Annotated in this window: 22 protein-coding genes; 8 read left to right on the forward strand and 14 right to left on the reverse strand. The window is 47.1% G+C overall.

The annotated features are described in order from the left end of the window. The first annotated feature begins 187 nt into the window (after nucleotides 1-187). Both VJB08_00500 and VJB08_00505 read left to right on the forward strand, forming a co-directional pair. On the forward strand, nucleotides 188-949 hold the full coding sequence (locus tag VJB08_00500; protein ID HLD42451.1) for an alpha/beta fold hydrolase: 762 nt from the start codon (nucleotides 188-190) through the stop codon (nucleotides 947-949). Continuing rightward, nucleotides 946-1,188: a DUF504 domain-containing protein gene (locus VJB08_00505; GenBank protein ID HLD42452.1), complete on the forward strand. Its 243-nt coding sequence runs from the start codon at nucleotides 946-948 to the stop codon at nucleotides 1,186-1,188. The genes VJB08_00500 and VJB08_00505 overlap by 4 nt, the downstream gene beginning before the upstream one ends. Before the next feature lie 34 nt (nucleotides 1,189-1,222). On the opposite strand, the gene VJB08_00510 is transcribed toward VJB08_00505, so the two are convergent. The 9 genes from VJB08_00510 to VJB08_00550 form a co-directional block, all read right to left on the reverse strand. Beyond that, entirely contained in the window at nucleotides 1,223-1,762 is a 540-nt protein-coding gene (locus VJB08_00510) for a tRNA wybutosine-synthesizing 3 family protein (GenBank protein ID HLD42453.1), read from the reverse strand. A gap of 48 nt (nucleotides 1,763-1,810) precedes the next feature. Beyond that, nucleotides 1,811-2,626, reverse strand: a complete 816-nt coding sequence (locus VJB08_00515) for a nucleotidyltransferase domain-containing protein (GenBank protein ID HLD42454.1) — start codon at nucleotides 2,624-2,626, stop codon at nucleotides 1,811-1,813. Between the two features lie 153 nt (nucleotides 2,627-2,779). Then, nucleotides 2,780-4,447, reverse strand: a complete 1,668-nt coding sequence (locus VJB08_00520; protein ID HLD42455.1) for a DNA mismatch repair protein MutS — start codon at nucleotides 4,445-4,447, stop codon at nucleotides 2,780-2,782. 143 nt (nucleotides 4,448-4,590) lie between these two features. Then, on the reverse strand, nucleotides 4,591-5,124 hold the full coding sequence (locus VJB08_00525) for a hypothetical protein (protein HLD42456.1): 534 nt from the start codon (nucleotides 5,122-5,124) through the stop codon (nucleotides 4,591-4,593). A gap of 2 nt (nucleotides 5,125-5,126) precedes the next feature. Beyond that, a complete protein-coding gene (locus VJB08_00530; GenBank protein ID HLD42457.1) occupies nucleotides 5,127-6,716 on the reverse strand; it encodes an RNA polymerase sigma factor RpoD/SigA in 1,590 nt (529 codons plus the stop codon). A 25-nt stretch (nucleotides 6,717-6,741) separates the two neighbouring features. After that, nucleotides 6,742-8,736 (reverse strand): TIM barrel protein, encoded by a 1,995-nt coding sequence (locus tag VJB08_00535; protein ID HLD42458.1) that lies wholly within the window; start codon nucleotides 8,734-8,736, stop codon nucleotides 6,742-6,744. Then, a complete protein-coding gene (locus VJB08_00540; GenBank protein ID HLD42459.1) occupies nucleotides 8,733-9,305 on the reverse strand; it encodes a hypothetical protein in 573 nt (190 codons plus the stop codon). Before VJB08_00540 ends, VJB08_00535 begins: the two co-directional genes overlap by 4 nt. Before the next feature lie 264 nt (nucleotides 9,306-9,569). Then, on the reverse strand, nucleotides 9,570-9,887 hold the full coding sequence (locus VJB08_00545; GenBank protein ID HLD42460.1) for a hypothetical protein: 318 nt from the start codon (nucleotides 9,885-9,887) through the stop codon (nucleotides 9,570-9,572). A 68-nt stretch (nucleotides 9,888-9,955) separates the two neighbouring features. Next, a complete protein-coding gene (locus tag VJB08_00550; GenBank protein ID HLD42461.1) occupies nucleotides 9,956-10,732 on the reverse strand; it encodes a hypothetical protein in 777 nt (258 codons plus the stop codon). Nucleotides 10,733-10,942: 210 nt separating this feature from the next. Between VJB08_00550 and VJB08_00555 the strand changes: the two genes are divergently transcribed. Further along, nucleotides 10,943-12,148 (forward strand): cation:proton antiporter, encoded by a 1,206-nt coding sequence (locus VJB08_00555; GenBank protein HLD42462.1) that lies wholly within the window; start codon nucleotides 10,943-10,945, stop codon nucleotides 12,146-12,148. On the opposite strand, the gene VJB08_00560 is transcribed toward VJB08_00555, so the two are convergent. Then, nucleotides 12,114-13,406 carry an HAD-IB family phosphatase gene (locus VJB08_00560; GenBank protein HLD42463.1) on the reverse strand — a complete coding sequence of 431 codons (1,293 nt, stop codon included), beginning with the start codon at nucleotides 13,404-13,406 and terminating at the stop codon, nucleotides 12,114-12,116. The genes VJB08_00555 and VJB08_00560 overlap by 35 nt on opposite strands. Nucleotides 13,407-13,535: 129 nt before the next feature. Here VJB08_00560 and VJB08_00565 point away from each other — a divergent pair, with 129 nt between their 5' ends. Genes VJB08_00565 through VJB08_00585 form a run of 5 tightly spaced genes read left to right on the forward strand, consistent with a single transcriptional unit; the run spans nucleotide 13,536 to nucleotide 17,645 of the window. Continuing rightward, nucleotides 13,536-15,434, forward strand: a complete 1,899-nt coding sequence (locus tag VJB08_00565; GenBank protein HLD42464.1) for a hypothetical protein — start codon at nucleotides 13,536-13,538, stop codon at nucleotides 15,432-15,434. Continuing rightward, a complete protein-coding gene (locus VJB08_00570; GenBank protein HLD42465.1) occupies nucleotides 15,431-15,826 on the forward strand; it encodes a hypothetical protein in 396 nt (131 codons plus the stop codon). The genes VJB08_00565 and VJB08_00570 overlap by 4 nt, the downstream gene beginning before the upstream one ends. Continuing rightward, nucleotides 15,819-16,337: a hypothetical protein gene (locus tag VJB08_00575; GenBank protein HLD42466.1), complete on the forward strand. Its 519-nt coding sequence runs from the start codon at nucleotides 15,819-15,821 to the stop codon at nucleotides 16,335-16,337. The genes VJB08_00570 and VJB08_00575 overlap by 8 nt, the downstream gene beginning before the upstream one ends. Beyond that, on the forward strand, nucleotides 16,330-16,728 hold the full coding sequence (locus VJB08_00580) for a hypothetical protein (GenBank protein HLD42467.1): 399 nt from the start codon (nucleotides 16,330-16,332) through the stop codon (nucleotides 16,726-16,728). The genes VJB08_00575 and VJB08_00580 overlap by 8 nt, the downstream gene beginning before the upstream one ends. Beyond that, entirely contained in the window at nucleotides 16,725-17,645 is a 921-nt protein-coding gene (locus VJB08_00585) for a hypothetical protein (GenBank protein HLD42468.1), read from the forward strand. Before VJB08_00580 ends, VJB08_00585 begins: the two co-directional genes overlap by 4 nt. 40 nt (nucleotides 17,646-17,685) lie before the next feature. Here the strand turns inward: VJB08_00585 and VJB08_00590 are convergent, their stop codons facing one another. From VJB08_00590 to VJB08_00605, 4 genes are all read right to left on the reverse strand, one after another. After that, a complete protein-coding gene (locus VJB08_00590; GenBank protein HLD42469.1) occupies nucleotides 17,686-17,943 on the reverse strand; it encodes a hypothetical protein in 258 nt (85 codons plus the stop codon). 36 nt (nucleotides 17,944-17,979) lie between these two features. Then, the gene (locus VJB08_00595; GenBank protein HLD42470.1) at nucleotides 17,980-18,375 is read right to left on the reverse strand and encodes a hypothetical protein; all 396 of its coding nucleotides are present in this window, start codon (nucleotides 18,373-18,375) and stop codon (nucleotides 17,980-17,982) included. After that, nucleotides 18,372-18,665 carry a hypothetical protein gene (locus VJB08_00600; GenBank protein HLD42471.1) on the reverse strand — a complete coding sequence of 98 codons (294 nt, stop codon included), beginning with the start codon at nucleotides 18,663-18,665 and terminating at the stop codon, nucleotides 18,372-18,374. The genes VJB08_00595 and VJB08_00600 overlap by 4 nt, the downstream gene beginning before the upstream one ends. 88 nt (nucleotides 18,666-18,753) lie before the next feature. Further along, nucleotides 18,754-19,620 (reverse strand): hypothetical protein, encoded by an 867-nt coding sequence (locus VJB08_00605; protein ID HLD42472.1) that lies wholly within the window; start codon nucleotides 19,618-19,620, stop codon nucleotides 18,754-18,756. Nucleotides 19,621-19,899: the final 279 nt, after the last annotated feature.

Genomic DNA, 19,899 nt, shown 5'->3' on the forward strand with positions numbered 1-19,899 from the left:
GTTGCCGCCAATTTCGCGAGACTCAATCAAGCGAGACATCAGCAGCGGAGGGGGGTGTCCCTTACGGGCGAGGTGCCGCTCTTAGCTGAAAACAGCAAGAGCCGAGCTCGCGGCAACCCGAGAGAGATTCAGGACAGAGCCCCAATGACGGCAAACCTTTTAAAGTACGCCAAGCGTACCACACAGAATGGAGGAGGATGTCGTCTTTACAAACAGCAAGGGAGACAAGCTTGTTGGAATCCTTTCAGATGCAGCTGACAGCAGGGAAAAGAAGATTGTTGTGATGGCTCATGGGTTCAGGTCCAATAAGGATTCCAAGTCGTATCAGACTCTCGAGCCGATATTCAACAAAGCCAATATCTCGGTATTCCGCTTTGACTTCTTCGGCCATGGAGACAGCGATGGGAAATTTGAGGAGATCACCATCTCTGAGGCAGTTGATGATATCTTGAGGGCCATCGTGTATGTTAAGGCATTGGGATATACCAAGATCGCTCTCCTTGGGTCAAGCTTTGGAGGAGTTGCAAGCCTGATGGCTGCCTCGAAATCAAAGGATCTGTATGCAATGGCTTTGAAAGCTCCGGTCTCTGATTTTGAGGAATTGCTGAGAAGCGAGAACAGGGCAATTAACCTGAAGGAGTGGAAAAACCAGGGCTGGACGTACTATTTCGGAACAACCGCAACAAAGCCGCATAAGCTTAACTATGCATTTTTTGAAGACAGCAAGAGGAACATTGCATATCCTAGAGCAGGAAAGATAAAGATTCCTGTCCTAATTGTGCATGGAACCAAGGATGAGGCGGTTCCTCTGGAGCAGAGCAAAAAAACCGCAAGATTGTTAAAGAACGGACGCCTGAGCATTATCGAGGGGGCTGATCACCGCTTCACAAGACCGGAGCATTTCAGGAAGATGATAAAAGAGATCGCAGAGTTCATCATCTCACAATGATGCATATCAAGGCGCTCTTCGACAAGATTAAGTGGGACCCGCATGAAGAGGCATCTTCCTATCATTTCTATTATGAGGACAGGATGTCGCATGCATTGGCACGTTTTTCATTCTCAGATATCCTTGACCGGGAAGATGGCTTCCTGAAGATAAAGAGCGGCGAGGAGGTTGTTGCAATTCCAATGCACCGCATCAAAAAGGTGGAGAAGGGCAGGAAGGTAGTGTGGGAGAGGCTGTGAGTTCGGTAAAGGCATTCTCAAAACGCCGGATTCATCATAAGGACTCTACAATCTTCTCAAATGCTCTTATTTGCCTGTGCGCCCTCTTCAGGCGGAGATTTGCCTGATGGAGGATAAGAGATATGGTCTGCTCTGAGTAGAGCAGTTTTCCTTTGTGCATTATGGGCATCTCCATCTTTTCTGAGCCCTGGATCTCGACTGTTGTTTTCCTGGCGATGCTGATCACTCCTGCTCGCCTGAAGATTGTTCGGCCTGCCCTCAGTAATCGATTTGCAGATTCAATGCCCCTACAGCAGACATGAACAATCATCGGATCAACCTTGAGCCAAAGGATCCCTTTCTCTTTGAATCTTGGAAGCTTCTGTATCGGCTCATGGGAGGAAAAAAGCCACTTGGCCTGGTTCTTCTTTTTCCCGTATTTCATCACCAGGATGCGGCCTGAGCATGAGCTGGTGGTGTAATGGTCTGGCTTCGCGTTTATTTTTTCAAGGAGGGGAATTATTTTCTCGTCAATTGAGCCTTTTTTGCTGCGATCGGTATTTAGTGCTTTCTGCTTTTCTGAATCAAAGCGCATGCAAGCAAGAAAGCCAAGCCATTTAATATAGTTTTAGTTACTAGGGGCTTAGGGATTGCCACGCCTTTCGATGAACTTTCTCATCCCTTTCACATATTCGTCTGCTTCCCTAAAATAACCCTCATATTCCTGGCCTGAGATCTCCTTGATCTCGCGGTGCAGAATTCCCCTCGACAGCTCATAGAATTTTCTCATAGTCTTTGCATAGGCATAGGGAAGGAGCTTCTTCTTCACCATCCTTTCTTCAAGCATGTCTGCAACATGGCCAGGAGAAGGAGGAATCTCGCCCAGGCTCATCAAGGCAGCATGGCTTGAGTCAATGACTGCCCAATAGAGATCCAGGGTTGCCTGGAGCATATGCCACCTGCTGTTCTGTATGGTTGCCGGAGCACGCGAGAAATAGGTCCAGATGCTCTCCTGGGTCGGCCTGATCCTGCCGTCTGTCAGGAGCTTCTGCAGCGGCTCGAAGAACCCTGCATCGACCAGAGCAATCCCATCTCTGAGAATGTTGATGGCAATCGGGTCTCCTGCGCGGATGTACTCCCAGAAGGAAGAGAATTTGAGTGTGGTAACATGCAGCCGCTTGGAGACCTTCAGGACAAGCTTCTCGCTGATCACCCTGTAAGCCTCCACCATCTCAGCGGTGAGCTTTACAGAAACATCATCAACGACCAGGAGGATGTCGATGTCTCCCCGTGTTGAGTGCTCCTTCTCCCGGGCAGCGCTGCCGAAGATGACCACTGCCTTGAGAAAATGACCGAACTCCTTTGACACCTCTGTTGCAAAGTGGTATGCAGTATCAAGGTCGCTCTTCTTGTACTTTGTGATATTTGGATTGAGTACTTTTTCTATTCTGAATTCCATTCCATTCCCCTCCCAAGCCCTACCTCAAGAGCATTTATTAAGCTTTGTGACTATTGAAGAGGGGTATTTACTCTCCCCTCATTCTCTCCTCGTTTGATGGCCCGGGCAGTATGCGATTTCTGGCAGGCCAGGCAGTAGATTGGAGAACTCTTACTACGGCTTAAGGTATCCCTTTTCCATTAAATGCTGTTGAATATCTTGTTCGGAAAAGCCTATTTTTTCAGCAACTCGTTCTGCATGGCTTTCCCTTGAAGTCCCTTGAACCATCCTGTATGTCGGGGTTGTTTCGTTAAATTCAGCTTGCAAATATTGGCCTTTGCCCAGCTCCCTGAAACTATCAACCAATTGATGGTTATGAGTCACTAGTATGGTGTTATTTCCAATTGCGTGGAATCCATTTAAAATAAGGTGTGACTGCTTAATTTTTTCTTCTATGGTTGTTCCTTCAGCCAATTCATCTAAGACTACCAGACTTTGGGGACATGTTTCATAAAAGATATCCCTCGTCCTTGCTAATTCGGTTCCAAATCTTCCTTCCGCATCCTGGAGAGCATCGAATTGCGGAGCCTGATATGCTATTCTATCTGCAACATTCATACTTGCTTTTGAAGCAAGAACATAACCTCCAATTTGTCCCAATAGCTGATTCTGCAGTATACTTTTGCAGTAGGTTGTTTTGCCGCCACTATTTGGGCCTGTAATAAAAGTCAATCTTGAACCATTTAATTGGACATCATTAGGCACAAATTGATAGTTACCCTTACCCAAAACTGGATTTCGTAGGTTTTGGGCTATGAAGTAGTGCGCATCACCATCTGTAATGGATGGCAGCGTTGTAGCATGAGGAAGCGCTCTTGCATATTCTATGAAAGATCTTAGTTCATCTAATTTTCCAACAGCATCAACTACGACATTAAACCCCTTATCAGCATACATTCTCTTAATGAGGGGAGCTATTGCTGTGTTATACTCAATATCTTCTTTCATCAAGGAGCCGTATCCCATTGATGCCATTAATGTTCCAAAAACAAGATTTAGTGCTTCTATTGAGAGATGGGGGCCCCTTTCAATTAATCCAGACCCAATTCCTGCAGTCATGGCAAAAAAAGGAAGCATTAAGCCCACAACTCCAGCGCTAAGATGTGTTGGGCGAAGAATCCATGCTGGAGTAAAAAATCCCAGTGCTTCTTTTGGCTGTGGACCAGTAAATGTTCTATAAAGTGGACCTCGCATCATTTGATATATTGGTGAGCTTTCAAATGCCCTGATTGGGCTAACTAATGCACGGGCATACTCTGTTTCAGGAGTTGGGATGCCTTTTGCTGCCTTTAAGATGTTTCGTACAGTTTTTCTGGCAGCTTTAAAATCTCCATACCAGTGATGGGACCAGAGTTCATGATTTAGGAGTTTTAGCAGGGCAGCCTCTCCTTGCTGAACCTCAAATAAGTAATCATCAACTGCCCTCTTTAACATACCATCAGCTTCCAATTCTCTAACACTGTCCTGTTTAGCTAAAATATAATCAAGCGAAACCTGAGGTTGCATAAGCGATCTGAATAGCACAGCAGACCCAACTGCTGTTTGTGTATGGTCTATTGCATTATGCAAATCTTCAACCTGAATTAACTGCAAGGTCGCCTTATCCATGACGGTTTCCGGCAAAGCCTGGAACATTGCATTTCTATTGAACGCTCCACGTTCTTTGTTGCTTGAGAAAGATGTGGTTCGTTCTTCAGCTACTCGAAAAAATATGCGCCTTTCGTTATGTATAGATATCACAGGCATATAGTCTAGATGAGTCCTTGATTCTAGATTGGTCATTAACTTCTGCTAATTTATGACCATTTATAAGCTTTTCAATTTTTGTTACTTCCAAAGTGTTACATTTTAATAATTATCTCGGCCTTAATGTGTGCCTGGGCTTCTCTGTGATTGCAATCTTCAGGCCTAGGGGAGAGTCCAAGTCAAGCTTCATACACCGAGGCATTATTCGTATCAAGGTAGACAAGCCTCTTCAGCCTCATCTTCAGCGGATGGAAGTGAGGGCCGTAGAGAATGAGCTTGTTTTTTGCACCTCTGATCTTGTCCTCCAGGGCTGCCAAAGGCTTATCAGGAAAGAGGAAGAGCACTGCATAGGCGCTGAGATCCACATCAAAGAAGTCCGTCTTCTTGAACTCGGCATTTGGGCAGCGTACCTTCTCTTTCAAGGCATTCGAGACCTCAATCAGCTCATCATCAATCTCAATGCCCCATGCCTTGGTGAATAAGGAAGCAACCAACACCACCCTTCCATCTCCGCTTCCCAAATCAACAAAAGATGCATACGAATCAAGCCCGATCTTCTCGAAGAGTTCGTAGACCTCAGCCAGGATGCTGCAGCCCCAGAATCCCTTTTCTGTGGATTTCCAGGGGTATTTTCCTGACTTCACAAGCTGGAGAAACCGATCGTTGTAGGCTTTTTCAATGGATTTGAACTTCAGGTCTCGCTGGATGTCCATGGCTAGTCCAAGAGATTTTTTAGCTTTCTGCTGCGGAGCGGGTTACGAAGCCTGCGGATGGCTTTCTCCTCAAGCTGGCGAACGCGCTCGCGGGTTATGCCAAATCTTGCGCCGATGTCGCCCAGAGTCATGGGATCCGGGTCTTGCTTGCCACGAGTTCCTATCCCATACCTCAATCGAAGGACTGTTTCCTCACGTTCTGTAAGGGTGGAAAGAGCAGCATTCACGGTTTCCCGGCTGTGGGGAGCTTTCAGAGCTTTCAAGGCTTCCAGCGGGTTTGGCAGCGTTGTATCCTTGATAAATTGGCCAACAGAGGAATCGTCGGAATCGTTGCCAACAGGCTGGTCTAGTGAGAGTTCTGATCGGAATGACTGTAATCTCTTCTCAAGCGTTTTTGTGTCCAGCCCCATTTGGTCAGCAACTTCCTGGGTCGTTGGAGGCCTTTTCAAGGCATGACCGAGCGTTTTATACACCTTTTGGTGTTCTCCGTACCAGAATCTCATATCAATGGGGATTCTCACCATGCCCTCATTATTTGCAATTGCCCTGCTGATCTTCTGCCGTATCCACCAGACAGCATAGGTTCCGAACTTGATCCCTCTTTGATGGTCAAACCTGTCAATTGCCTCCATGAGCCCATCGTTTCCCTCTTGAATGCGGTCCTCCAAGGGAATAGAGGTCTGCCGGTATTTTTTTGCAACTGAAACAACAAGTCGGAGATTGGCACTGGCAGCCTGCTTGCGCAGCGTGTTGATCTCTGAGCAGTGCTTTTCAAGCAGCGCCTTTGTCTCAAGATCTTCCGGGCCATCTCCGAGATACTCCAGTGTGTTTTCAACCAGTGGCTTCAGCCGGAGATATCCTAATTCTTCTCTCAGCATTTCGCCGGTGAGGCGGTTCCTTCTCCTTGCTCCTTTGAGCTTAGCGATGCTCTCGCTGAGGCTGCGGTGCTGCCCCTCATAACTTTTTGCGACGCTTTTGTTCCCCTCAAGCCTATTCAAAAGCGCGCGGAGATCATCGCGGAATACTTCGATGTTCAGGCAATCGTTATAGAGATTTGCAACCGCGTCACATTTTGCCTGGAAAAGGCCATAGTGCTGTTCCGGGCTCAGCATTGCAGTCTCTCCCATCTCTGCCAGATACTTCGCAAGCGCTGGCTGTGATTCGCCATTTCTTTTCTTCCTTGGGGCATGGTTTGATTGAGGGAGAATGAAGTAATCAAGACCAGGCAGACTTGGGCTGTCATTGGCATCATCCGGAGTTTGAGGCAGAGATAGAATATCAGCAGGAGAAGCTGGCATTGGATCTTGGGGAAGTTTGGCGGATTCTTTTTCATGATACGTAGTAGAGCGCCACGGGTGCCAAAGCTGCTGCAGGAGTTCAGAATAGTCTGTATATCCATTTTTATTAAAATGCGCAATGAGGCTGCCCAACTCATAGTGCCCATTTCCCTGAACCGGCTTTACAGCCTTCAGCAATGTTGTCAGGTCAGGGTCATCAATGCCTGTTATTGAAAGAATCTGTTTCCTGGTGACCAGATGGGAGGTATTCCCATAGCCGGAATTTTGAGCATAGGCTGGTTTTTCAGCAGTCATTGTTGATTACCTATTTGTTGATTACCTATTCCAGCTGAACCTCACTCCACAGCCTCCAGTCATTGGAAGGGGCATATGCGCCTAAGATGAAATACGGAGGATAGGTTCTTCCGAAGTAGCCATGCTCGATATGAGCCCAGTTGTTCGGGCCTGAGGCGCTTCTCGGAACTCCTCCTACGCCATAGACATTGCTTCCAAAGTACCTCCAGGTCTTGAGCAGGCCATGGAAATCTCCCTGGTCGACAGAAGCGTCAGCTCCTGGCTCGACTGTCACAGCTCCTTTGTAGCCGTGCTTCTTCAGGACTGCCATGATCTCCTTGATTGGGGAAGATCCCTGGCCTGGAGCAAGGTGGTCGTCCTGGTAGCCAAAGTTGTCGCTGAGGTGCACATTGCCGATAAGCCTGTGCTGGGCGAGATCCTCCATCTGGTCAACAATCCAATGGTGGAAGCTCTTGTCATCTCCCTGGTAGTATTTTCTCCACATGTTGATATGGCCTGTGTCAATCGTGCCTTTGATGTGGGTTTCGGCTGCTTTTCTCGCCTGTTCCTCTGAATATCCCTTTTGCTGAAGGAGATCAGCCATTGCCTGCCTTGATCCAAGGATAAGGGTTTTCAGCTCCTGCGGATGGCCGCCATAGCTTTCAGGAAAGATGTGCTCCATGGTTACAACAATCGGCCGGGGCAGTCTTTTAACCTTTGTCTCCTCCATGGCGTAGATGCCTGCCTCTGCATAGGAGAGATAGCTTCGCTTCAATGCATATTTCTCTGCGCTGACAGCATGCTCCCGGATGATGCGCTGCTCCTCTGCATTCTGCTGTTGGCCTGTGACCATCTCCCTGTGATCTTCAATTCTCTGTCTCAGTCGTTGGATCTGCTCATCAAGGATTTCCAAAGGCATCTTGTATTCAGGAGGCAAAAACCCATGCGAGTCTGATTCTATACGCTTAAGCAGCTTCCATTTCTCCTCTTCAGATATCCCTGCTTCCACCTTTGCCTGGAAGTCCCTGGCTTTTTTTAGTTTTTCAAGACTTTCAAACTCTTTGTCAAGGTCCTGCGCGTACGCTCCAGCCCAGCCCTTGGCGATTCTCTCCTGAGTCTCTGTGGTTGCAATCAGAAAGGTTTCCTCTGGAGTAAGCCGCTCATCAGGCAACAACTGCCTTCCAAGCTCTTTCTCCTTTTGCTTATTTCTCTCCTCTGCCTCCTTGACCATATCATCCCAAGACTGCCAGATAATCTCAAACCGATTCTCTGCCTTGTTGTATTTTGGAACACGGTCCTTAAATATGACTTTGTTCCCTTCGTAATCAACGTATTCATCTTTTTTTACAAAGATAGTCTCTCCTTTCCTTATTCCCAATGGATCATAATCCTTCTGAGAAACGTACTCATAGTCGTCTGGTGCCCTTTCCCACGCTGCTCGCGCAACAATCTGGTTCTTCCTGATCTGCTGGAGCACCTGGCCTGTTCTTGTGTCCACAAGAGCCTTGACAGCTTTTTCAGGCTCCTCATGGAATGACCTGAAGAGCTTTCCCCCTTCAGCCCAGGGCTCTTCTGAAATCGGGCGCTGGAACTCTCCTGTGTGGATCACCACAGAGCCTCCCCTGGCTGTGTCTGCTGCAAAATGGATTGCGCGCTTCACCTCATCAACTGAGAACTTCCTGTGGCTGTCGTTGAAGTTTCCGTGCTGGTCCTGGCCTGCCATACCCCCAATCCTGAAGGTTGCATGCACATTGAAGTTTACCTCGTTTGCCCTGCCCATCTCCTCCAGGGCCTGCCTTGCTTCCCTGCCCCACATTTCAGGAGTCTGGGCATTCCGCTGGCCGCCTCCTGCTCCTGCAAACTGGATCTCGATGTTGCCAGTTCCCTGGCGTATCTTTGCATTAACTCCCTGGACATCTCCTGCTGCAATGCCCAAAGGAACGCTCATCCCTATATCCTTGATTCCTAATCCAAGGGAGCTGAGGCTGCCCTCGGGATTCTGCCTGTCCATGGAGTGGTAATAGCCTGTGTTAAATATCATCCATGCCTCGTGTAGCCTGTTCCTGTAGCCCTATCTGTAGACCTATATAAGGATTTTGCAATGCTCTCGCCAATATTGAGGAGCTCAGAAATGTTTTCGCCGGTCGCATAGGTTCCCTGCGCCATCGCTTCCCGCCTTTCTTCAAACTCCTTATTGAGCGTATAGGCCTCTCTGCGCTCATCTTCGCTGATGTAGCCCTTCTGGCTGACATGCTCCTGGAGGTGTGATGCTGCAGCATAGAGGCGCTCTGTCCTCATGCCATGGACATAGTCTTTGTCAAGCAGCCTTCGCTCCTCAGCAATGGCCTGGTCTGAGATGCTCTGCTGGGCAACCGTCTCCTCAAGCGGGGCAGCGGCCTCTTCCCTCACAAGCGAGGAAATGCTTCGCTCCTCCTCGCGGCTGGACCTCTGCTGCTGGATGCTGTCCTGGATCTCCCTCTCTGAAGCGCTCAATACCTTCTTTGCCTTCGCAAGCTCCTGGGTTTCCTTCTCAATGAGCTTCTTCAGCTCCTCGATGCGGCGGTCAGCAGGAAGCTTCTTCAGGGCGTCCAGGCCCGATTCCTTGGCCATGCGAAGGCAGTATCCTTTGAGGTATATATTGGTTTCTGAAACATGGTTGCATTGAAAAGTTGCTCGCTTCGCTCGGCAACGCCAGTACTCAAAAATGCTTCGCATTTTTGGTCGCTCCTTCGGAGCATTTCGCCATGCGCAAGTCAGGCAGAACCGCGGCATTCCCCGAAGGTGGCAACTCCCTTGTCGTTCTGCTGTCTTATTTTAAGATGGCTCACGAGAGGGCGCTGCATGACTTTTCAATGCAACCTGAAACATAGAGAACTAGTACCCCAGACTGAAACTTTTCAGGGCTTTCGCAATCTCCTCATCCATGATCTCAAACTTCCGGTCATCCAAGAACTCTTTTTCCTCCAATTCCTTGCGGAGTTTTGTTTTCAGCCTCTTTCTTATTTTTTCCTTATCCTCTCTATTCCAATTCTGCCTCATCCCGACAGTTTCAGCTTCCTTCATTATGATTTCAGCATCTTTAGCGTATTTTGCAGCATAGAACTCATTTTTATTTACTTGGGAGCCTATATGGTGCCTCAAAGCCTTTGCCATCAAATTTACCAATTCCTGAATATCGCTCTTTTTCCCCATTTTGATGATTTTTGAATTGATCCTCGTTGATTGGGATTATAATGGAGGTCGTTAATTTTTAATATTCTTCAGTCTCTCATTAGCTCTTCAATAGTCCCTAATTTTGTCTTTATTATTCCTCTTAAAAACTCAAGTGCGCTCTTCTCAAGCCTTTCGTTGGATCGCATCATATTGTAGGTGTGCTCTTTTACCAATCTTTTTAGTTCTTTATTTATTGATGCCCCCTCTAAACTTTGGTTCCTCAGAAAACGCTCAATCGTTATCAATCGCCTTATACTGTCAAAAAATGCCCTGCCCCTGAGGTCAATCTCGAGCATATCGTAGGGCATCATGAGGAGGAATCGTAAGTGCCTCTCATCAACCGCCTTTTCGGGGGGCAGCACTAATGGGTGATTGCATATAAACCTGCTGAACATAGACCGTGTCAATGGGCATACTTTTAGCAGATCCCAGAATTTCTTCTCTTCTATGGCAAGCACATGGAATTTAAGATTGATGTTTTCGATTAATTTGCCATATGCTTCATCTTCAAGCCGGTGATCCGTTTTGCTTGTGATGAGGACGACATCGATATCATTATAATCAATTTTCTCGGTCAAAAAAGATCCGACTATGGCTATGAAACAAACATCCGCCTCCTTTACCAAGGAAAATACATTTTTAACGACATTTTCTTTGAACGGCGTCAACTTCTTCAGACCATGGGAGTAATGCAACTGGCTCTGCTTCCTCACCAGTCTCACTTCCACTTCATCCCCCACTTCAATGAGGTTCTCCATATGCTTCGGGACATAAATCTGGTTGAACCTGCTGCCTTTGGATACGGTTTTCCTGAAGGTTTCCATAGTACGCATCTAATACGTATTAGTATAAAAGGTTTTTGGTTTTTACCATACATCTCTGGTATCCTTTGAAGCATATATTGGTTTCTGTAAAACCGGCTCCTAAATCTGATTTGCGGAGATACGCGATCTTCGGGGCATTTGAAAGGAAGATTTTGAACGCAGCCTACGCATTCAGAAAATAATATATACCCCCTATGCCATGTTTGCAGTATGGCAGAGGTGTTATCAATTTTTCTGGCGATAAGCGTTGTGATTTTCTTTGGGTTCATTGCTGAGTTTCTGTTCAAAAGGCTTAGAATCCCTGACGTTCTGTTCTTGATCGTCTTTGGGCTCATCTTAGGCCCTTATAGCCTGGGGCTCGTGTTTCCGGAGTCACTGGAGCCTGTGGCTCCCGCCTTTACAACATTTGCGCTGTTGTTCCTGCTCTTTGACGGGGCATTTACTATGGACTTACGCTCTTTTGCCAAGGGATTGGGCAGAGGCGTGCTTATTGCTGTATATAATTTTGGAGTTTCTGCAGCTGCGATTACGGGCGTGGGGATGCTTTTTGGATTCGGTGCCTTGTATAGCCTGCTTCTTGGCGTGATCTTGGGCGGGATCTCTTCGGCATTTGTCATTCCAATAATACAGAATCTTAAGATAAAGAAGGAGACTTACTCTATCCTCACCCTGGAATCTGCGATCACTGACGTGCTCTGCATTGTTTTTGCCATTACCGTGATGCAGATCATAACCTTGCATACATTCAGCCTCGAATTTGTTGCCAGCACGTTAGCAAGCCTGTTTGCTGTGGCTGGATTCTTCGGAGTGATTGCTGGAACCTTCTGGATTGTCATCATTAGCAAGGTTTTCAAGAAAAACAAATCCTATATGCTTACGATTGCGTATTTGCTTCTTCTCTATACTGTGACAGAATATTTGAATGGAAACGGTGCGATCGCAACGCTCTTTTTCGGCCTGGTCCTGCGCAACTCAAAAAAACTCACTTCGCTGATCAAAGGCAGCCATGCGACTTCGGTGATTACACCAACTGAGGAATTGTTTTATTCCCAGATATCATTCTTTTTGAAGACCTTCTTCTTCGTCTATATTGGCGTATTGCTGGATTTCTCGGATAGCACGGCATTGATGATTGGCGCGATTATAGCGGTTGTTGTGATGTTCCTGAGAACTAGCTCATCAATTCTGACGAGGCAGCTTGCACCCTATGATGCAAAAGTAGTGCAGTCGCTTTTTGCGCGCGGACTGGCTGCGGCAGTCTTAGGGCAATTGGCAATCCAGTATCATCTCCAGGATGCTGAGCTCCTGGCAAAGATCATATTCTCAGCGATCGTGTTTACCATCGTCTTGAGCTCACTGAAGGTATTTTGGGTCAGCAGACCTACTCGGCATAAAGCAATACTTCAGCCAGATTGAGAATCTTAACATCTCCTGTTGGGACATCTGATCGGTACGCCAATGCCAGGCCGCAGGCGCGAAAGAGGCACTCATCGGTCTTCCCGTCCCCAACAGCGACGCATTCTTCCGGCTTGACGTCCAAACGTTCCATGAGATCTTTAGCAGCATACGCTTTGCAAAGAATCCTGTCACAGCACTTTGAGTGATACCGCGTTTTTGCTATTACTTCTCCGGTGCATATTCCGTCCTTGTCAAATACAAGCCGCGGGCAGATGACGTTACTGGCATCTACACCTATCTTCTCTGCAAAATATTCAACAACAGGAGAGAACGCCACAGAGATAATCCCCACCCGGTATTGCCTTCTCTTAAGCAAGTCAATAACCTTTGCCGTAGTCCTTCTCAGATGAATATTCCTGCATGCATCTTCAATCTCCATTCTTGTTTTTCCTTTGAGGATCTGCGCAAGTGCAAGGGTGATCTCATGGTCTTTTATCCTTTTCTTACGATGGAGATTGCGCAATCGCTGGAGCTCGGCGCTAAACCCCATCTCCTTGCCAAGCACTTCAATGCTGCTTTCCCTCACCAAGGTGTTGTCAAAATCAAATACTACCAGCTTATGCTTGTTTGCTATGATTCCTAATTCGGACAGAATTGTCTTTATGACCTGCTCTGACATCACTGTAAGGCTTTCCAGAGGCTGCTTTTTGTGGATTAAGTTCCCAATATCGACCTCAGCTATTCTCACTCCCTTCTTAACCAGCTGAAGCAATATTTGAATATCAACTCCCCAAGCATCGTCGATACGCAATTCGTCTGCCAAACCCCTCTTCATTGCGAACTGGCCGCTCAATGGCTGGCTGAAATGCATAAATGGGAAAACTACCCTAAAAAGCGGCTTCACCACAAGCTCTGTCACCCTCCCCCTTGCCCTCGTAAAAGAGGTTTTAACAAAATCGGCATCATCGTTCTTCAGAGGCTGCAGAATGGCTGCAATGTTCTTTGGAGATATCGAATAGAGATCCGCATCTAAGAACAGCAGGATGTCCCCTTTGGCATGCGAAATGCCTGTTTTTATTGCAGCACCTTTTCCCATGTTGCGTGCATGCCTGGCAACGGTAACGCCTTCTGATTTTGCGAGCCTGTACGTATTGTCTGTGGAACCATCATCAACAACGATAATTTCATGTATGGTTCTCACTTTCTTGGCATTCCTCAGGACATTAACAATGGTGGATTCCTCGTTATAGGCGGGAATGATGCAGCTGACCTTCATAAGACAGAAAAAAAATAGAGTTTATTTAAAGGTTACGCAATGGTTTTCCAATCGAAGCACGCCAAGCACAGCAGAAAGTGCGCTTTATAAAACAGCACTTTTTTATACTCCTGAGATTCGGGCTTAGCCATGCGAGAAAAGAGGGGGCAGTCTGCAGTGGAGCTGATGATCATTCTTGCTGTGGGCTTGGTTGTCTTATTGGGCATTATGGGGCTGTTTTTTGACGTTGAGACAAACGTTTCAGGCCAGGTGGAGCAGAGAAAAGCGAGGAATGCTGTTGATAGCCTTGCAGATGCCGCTGAGATGGTGTACCAGCAGGGAGAAGGAAGCAGGACACGGGTGTATGTCAGTTTCCCTGAGGAAGTGAATTACATCAACATCACCAACAACCTGATTCTGATGAACCTGTATGTTGGAGGGAAGGAGAGGAACGTCTACCGGAGCCTGGGCTTCAACCTTTCAGGAGCGTTTCCGGTAACTCCCGGCAATGCTTACCTGTATGTGGAGTCCAAGGCTTCCTCTGTCGTCATAAGCCAGAACATCGTTTCTGATACCAGCGAATGCGGAAATAACCTTCAGGAATCCGGAGAAGTATGCGACGGAACAGACCTTGCAGGAGAGAGCTGCGCTTCACAGGGGTACAGCAGCGGAACGCTTGCTTGCCAAGCAGGATGCCTTGCGTTTGGCACAAGCAGCTGCGTGATAACAACAACCACAACACTGCAGCTTGCAGGCCAAAGCTGTTCAGCTGCTGCGGGCGAAACAACGAATGGAACGTATCCTGACAATTGCGATGGAACGTATCCTGGAGCATGCCTCTCTGATGCAGCCGGATGCGATGACGGGCAGTATGAGGATCATAATGCAGGCAATCTGCAATACTGCGGAGTGCAATTGAGCTATTCCAGCTCCTCTGTCAATGACTGCAACTCGATACTGGATGTTGAGGTCTGCTTCCAGTGGTATATCACTGCTTCTGGGCCAACAGACTGCTCGATCCAGGTTGCAAGGGATTTTGAGCAATGGACGCTTGTCAAGGATGATTACAACGGCGCTGAGGCAAACAATGTTGTGGATTTAGCGGCCCATCCAAACGGCAATCTTTACCTTGTTGAGGATGACAAGGAGGTATGGCAGTCAGCCGATAAAGGCATGTCCTGGACAAAGATCGAGAATGACTACAGCGGCGAGAGCAATTCACCGCTTTATCTTGCGGGTTCCCCTAATGGCAATCTTTACATTGCTGAAGGAGACGAGGATATCTGGATCTCTAAGAATAATGGCCTAATCTGGACAAAGGCAGCAGCGAATATGAACGGAGCAGGAGGGGATATCATGGGCATGGCATCAAATTCAAGCAATGCATTGTTTGTTGTTGACAACAAAGCTGATGTCTATGCCTCTACTAATAATGCCTCAACATGGACTCTGGTGAACTCTGACTATAGCGGAGCTGACACAGATTCAGGAACTGCAGACATGACCGCTGATGACAATGATTTCCTGTATATTTTAAGGGATCAGGATGTCTATCGCTCTACAGATTCTGGGTCCACATGGAGCAAAATCAATGATGATTTCAACGGAGCAGGGGATAGCAATAGCGGCCATGCGATTGCTGATGGCAACAACAGCCTCTTCATCATCGACGGAAGCCAGGATACTTTCAAGTCAGGAGACAATGGAACAACTTGGGAGCTTATGACCTCTGATATGAATGGAGCGAATGGAAATGTTGTTGGGTTTGATTCTGAGATCGGGGTATTGTATGCTGTTGACACGGTCTCAGATGTCTGGAACGCTACTGATGTTGGGCCCCAATGGGCTGACGTCAACAATACGTGTTATACCTCAGAGCCTTCTGCAACCTTCTGCCAGAATGTGACTTCGCTGTATGGATGGGGATGCAATGACTTTTTCGGATCAGGCATTGACGGATCGCATCTCAGGCATCAGGCGAGAAGCAACCAGGGAAGCAAGCAGTGCCTGATTGATGAACTCTATTACAATGTGACGTACGTATCATGAAAGCGCAAGTCTCAACAGATTTTATGATTGCCTTAGGGATAGCTTTGATTGTTCTTGTAGGAATCTTTGTTGCGGCTGACAAGAGGGATACCTCTTTTGAGGCGCATTCAACAAGGCTGTACGCAAAGCAGAAAGCGGATCAGGTCGCTTCCCTCATCAACCAGGTGCATTTGGCAGGGCAAGGAGCGAATGCGACGCTTGAGCAAGGAGCAACGCTGCAGGACGGGACACCATATTCGATGATGGTGTATCCTTCTTCCCGGAGGATTGTGATAGCATATGGCTCAAGGGAGTATGCTACCTCCCTTCTCACAAAGAACATATCCGGGAATCTTAAGGGGTTGAATTCGACACTTACGATTCGGAATACCGGGGGGATCGTGATTGAATAGAGCACAGGTGTTTTCCCTGGATCTTGTCATCGCGTTTCTTGTATTTATAGGGATACTGCTCTCATCGTTTGTTATCGGAGATTATACCACTGAGAATCTGGAGCAAAGGGAGATACGGACAGAGCTTGAGCTTGCATCCATCTACGCCTTGTCAGCATTGATTGAGACTCCCGGAGTTCCTGCAAATTGGAGCTCTGATCCCTCAAATCTAACCTCGTTGGGTATTTCAAAGAATAATTCATATAGCCTCACCTTTGACGGTCCCTGGGTCATCGATGAAAAGAAGATTTTCTCACTGAATGAATCAAATTACAATCAAACAAAATCTAGCCTTGGCCTGGATGCATATAATTTCAGCGTGACCCTGAACACCTATAATGGAAGCGAATATACCTTCAACTATTCTCTTGGAGCCAATGTTTCAGGTGATGAGGTATTGCAGCTCAGGAGGTATGCATTGTTGAATGGAGACTGGGCAGAGGTTATCCTGAAGGTGAGCCTCCTTGGATAAGAACGGATTTATCTTCACCCTGGATGCTTTGCTTGCGGTCTTGATAGGGGGGATCCTGATTACCTCAACGTATGTGTTGCTCAGCGGAGGCTCTCCCTCCTCTGCCAGGCAGAATCTCTACCAGGTTGCATTGGACAGCTTAACAGTTCTGGAGAAGGATCACACATTGGCAGATGCTATTGAAACTTCCAGCAACGCTGATCTGGATAATTTTCTGGATGCGCTGCCTGTTCATATTTGCGGAAACATTACGTTGTATAGGAACACCACTGCAGGCGTCCTGTCAAGCCAGGGAGACTGCGCGGTTTCAGATCCGGTGGTTGCAAGGAGGATATTTGTCACAGACTTCACCAGCTATTATGCTGAAGCGAGAATGGGGTTTAGATCATGAAATTCCTCGTGAGGCATAGGCCGGGCAAGAAAGGAGTTTTGTTCACTGCCGCAACTATTTTCCTGCTTTTATCAGTATTTCTGCTTGCAGGCTCTATTGCAGACAGGAATAAAGGGGCGCAGAGCCTGATGAATTCCGGATTCGGAGATAAATTTGCGTTTATGTATGATGACATTGTGAGCAATAGTTATTATGACCTGCTTGAGGTCATCTTTGAGGGACTGTCAAGAGGCGCAACAGTTACTGTGAAGTTTGACCAACTGTTTGCTTCTCCTGCGAGAAGCTATGGCGTGTATGCTGATTCGTATAAGACGCTTGTTCAAGGGGCCTATGCTGCGAAGCAGAATGCTGAGATTGCGCTGACAGGAATGAATACCACTTTTCTGATTGGGCCGTATAACTCAACTGTCGCTTTTGAGGGGCCTAATATCTCAGTGTACACGATGCCTACTCCTGTGAATTACATTGAAAGCGTAACTGCGTATATCCTCATCAATGGGACGTTTAGCTGTAATGATGCTGCATGCCCTAATCAGACGATTGCTGATGAGGAGGGCTGTCAGGCAGCAAATAATGATGCAGGGCAGCCGGCACTAACCCTTACTTGGGAAGACAGCCTGGGATTTACCTGTACGCGATCGAGAACCGTTGATCCAACAGAGAACAATGATAAAGGAAATGGGAAACAGTTTGCTGCTACATTGCTGGATGGCGATGTTGAAGTCAAGTACGGAGAGGTTTTAGGGATCGACGGAGTCTTTAAGCTGCTCTCTTCCGGGATTGAGGCAAACATGACCCAGCTTGATTTGGAATATACCTTGGCAGCAGAGCCTGTTGTGCTGAAAGGCGGGATTGTGTCAATTACATCAGGGAATGTTACGAAGAGGGCAGAGATGATTTTATGGAGTGAGAAATGAGAGGACTACCACTTATTGATATACAGGATATTCGTCTCTTTCAATCTCTTATACATTGCATCTGTGATTTCCAGATCAGAAGCCAGGTATCTCTTGAGGGTTTCCCAGTCCTTTTTTTGCAGAGCCCTGCTACTTCAGAGCCATCCATATCTGCAGGAAATCCGAGGACTTTGCCAAAATCTTTTAGCGTTCCTCTCGAATGGCCGCGGCGGTAGGCGTTTACTTTATCTCTTAAGTCTATGATGAACTTCATGGTGAAAGGAGAGATTGCCACGTTGTGGATGAAGCTCCTTGTCACAAGGAACGGGATGTCGAAGTTGTGTATTTGGCATATTCAGGACACCCCCTTCATAAAATCTTTTGAGGAGAGGATTGTGAAGGCCCCTATTGAGACCTCCCTTAAAAAGTGGCGATTCTCAGTTATGAGGCATTCTGCATTCACAAACTCACAAAGCGCCGCAATCACCGTATCGCCCTTCTTCAATCCGAGCAGGCTGTATTTGTTTATTAATGTGTCCGGTACGACCCCAATTGCAACGAATACAGGATCCTGCAGCATTTTGATGAATGGGTTTATCGAACTCTTAGAAATATTCTGAAGCACCTCCCTAAAGATAAGACTATTAATGAAGATTTTTATGTCCGGGGTCCTCGTAAGCTCAGGCAAGAACTGAGACCTATTGGTAAAATGAAAAACATACTCATTGCTGTCTAACACTATCTTTCTCATCGAGATTCATATCTCTGTTTCCATATCTGATCCCTTGTTTTTCTGAGACGTGCAATGATATCTTCCCTGCTAAGATGGGATGTATCAAAGCCTTTATGTTCCTCTTCCCGGAACCATATATTCAGAAGCTTCACTTTGTCGATTTGGGGTTTGCTTAATTCAATCTCGTCCTTTATCCCTTCCCGGATCAACTCGGAAAAATTAGAGTAGAGCCCTTCTTCTATCAAAACCCTTGACTTCTGAACCAGCTTCTTTGGAAGCGTGATATTTATCCTTTGGGATTCAGGCATTATACACACTCAATACACATATGTATTTAAACCTTTGGATTAGGTTTCACCTTCCCACTGCCAGAAATGTGAAGAAATAGGTAACCGCTCAGAACACAACCATCTGCTTAAGGTTGCTGAGCCAGCTGCGTATCTTCCCTTTGAATTCCCTCTGGAGGCGCATCTTGGCCTTTGGAGAAACTCTTTCTTCCTTAATCTGCCTTGCCTTAACCAGGAACTGGCCTGGCCGTATGGTCTTGTAGGCAAACGCCAACGCAACCACAAAGACGCTGACAAGCGCAAGCGATGCAAAAGGCGATACCGGCTGCCCCGAGCCTCCTATGGCAAATCCTGTCGGGGCTGTTGAGCCAAGGAACATGCTGCCTGCCAGGATGCCAATGACGCCAAGGGCTGCAATGGCGGCATGGCTGGTTGTCTGCTGGCTGAGGCCTTTTGCGACATCATCAAACCTCATAACCTTATCCATGAACAAGGAGGATTGGGCGATAAACTCTGAGTTGGAGTCCTGGTCAATGCAGGTGAACACTCCCTTTCCATTCACCGACCTCAGCTTGCTGATGATTGATGATGTAAAGCGCTCCTTTGTGTTGTTGGCTGCATAGACATTGAGGGTTGATAAAGAGTCAAAGAACAGCAAGTCAAAGGCATTGCTTTTCATGACTTGAGAGATTGCGATGCTGAGTTCGGTGAGGGCGCAAGGAGAAGAGACCATGATGGCATTTGGGGCTTCCTTCTTTGTGACTGCGTCAATGAAAAACATGTTCTTGGTGTTGATGCCTTCATGGGAGAACGCGCGAAGGAGCGCATCCATGGGCTTGTTAAGAGTGACATAGCATATCTTTACATCCTCCAGATCCTTGAGGAGGGATGCCACGGATTCTGTGTAGTATTTGGCTGAGAGCACAGAAAGGATGATGGGGTAGTCTGAGAGATTCTCCCTGAGGGTGGCGCTCATGGGAGCTTTAGGGACAAGGAAGTATAAAAAGGTTGGGATTCGCAGGTTGCATTGAAAAGTTGCTCGCTTCGCTCGGCAGCGCCATGTTCGCCATGCGCAAGCCAGGCAGAACAGCGGCATTCCCCGAAGGGGGCAACCCCGAGTGTGGTTAGAAATATAAAGTAGCCAGTCTCAAAGGGGTATGGTGAACCCTATGAAACTGAGCTACCATCAGAAGTATAACCAGCTACTACAAAAATTTTCCGCTTTTCAAATATATAGATTTGTGCTTTCCCTTGC

The sequence above is a fragment of the Candidatus Nanoarchaeia archaeon genome (genome assembly GCA_035290625.1).
Taxonomy (GTDB): domain Archaea; phylum Nanobdellota; class Nanobdellia; order Woesearchaeales; family DATDTY01; genus DATDTY01.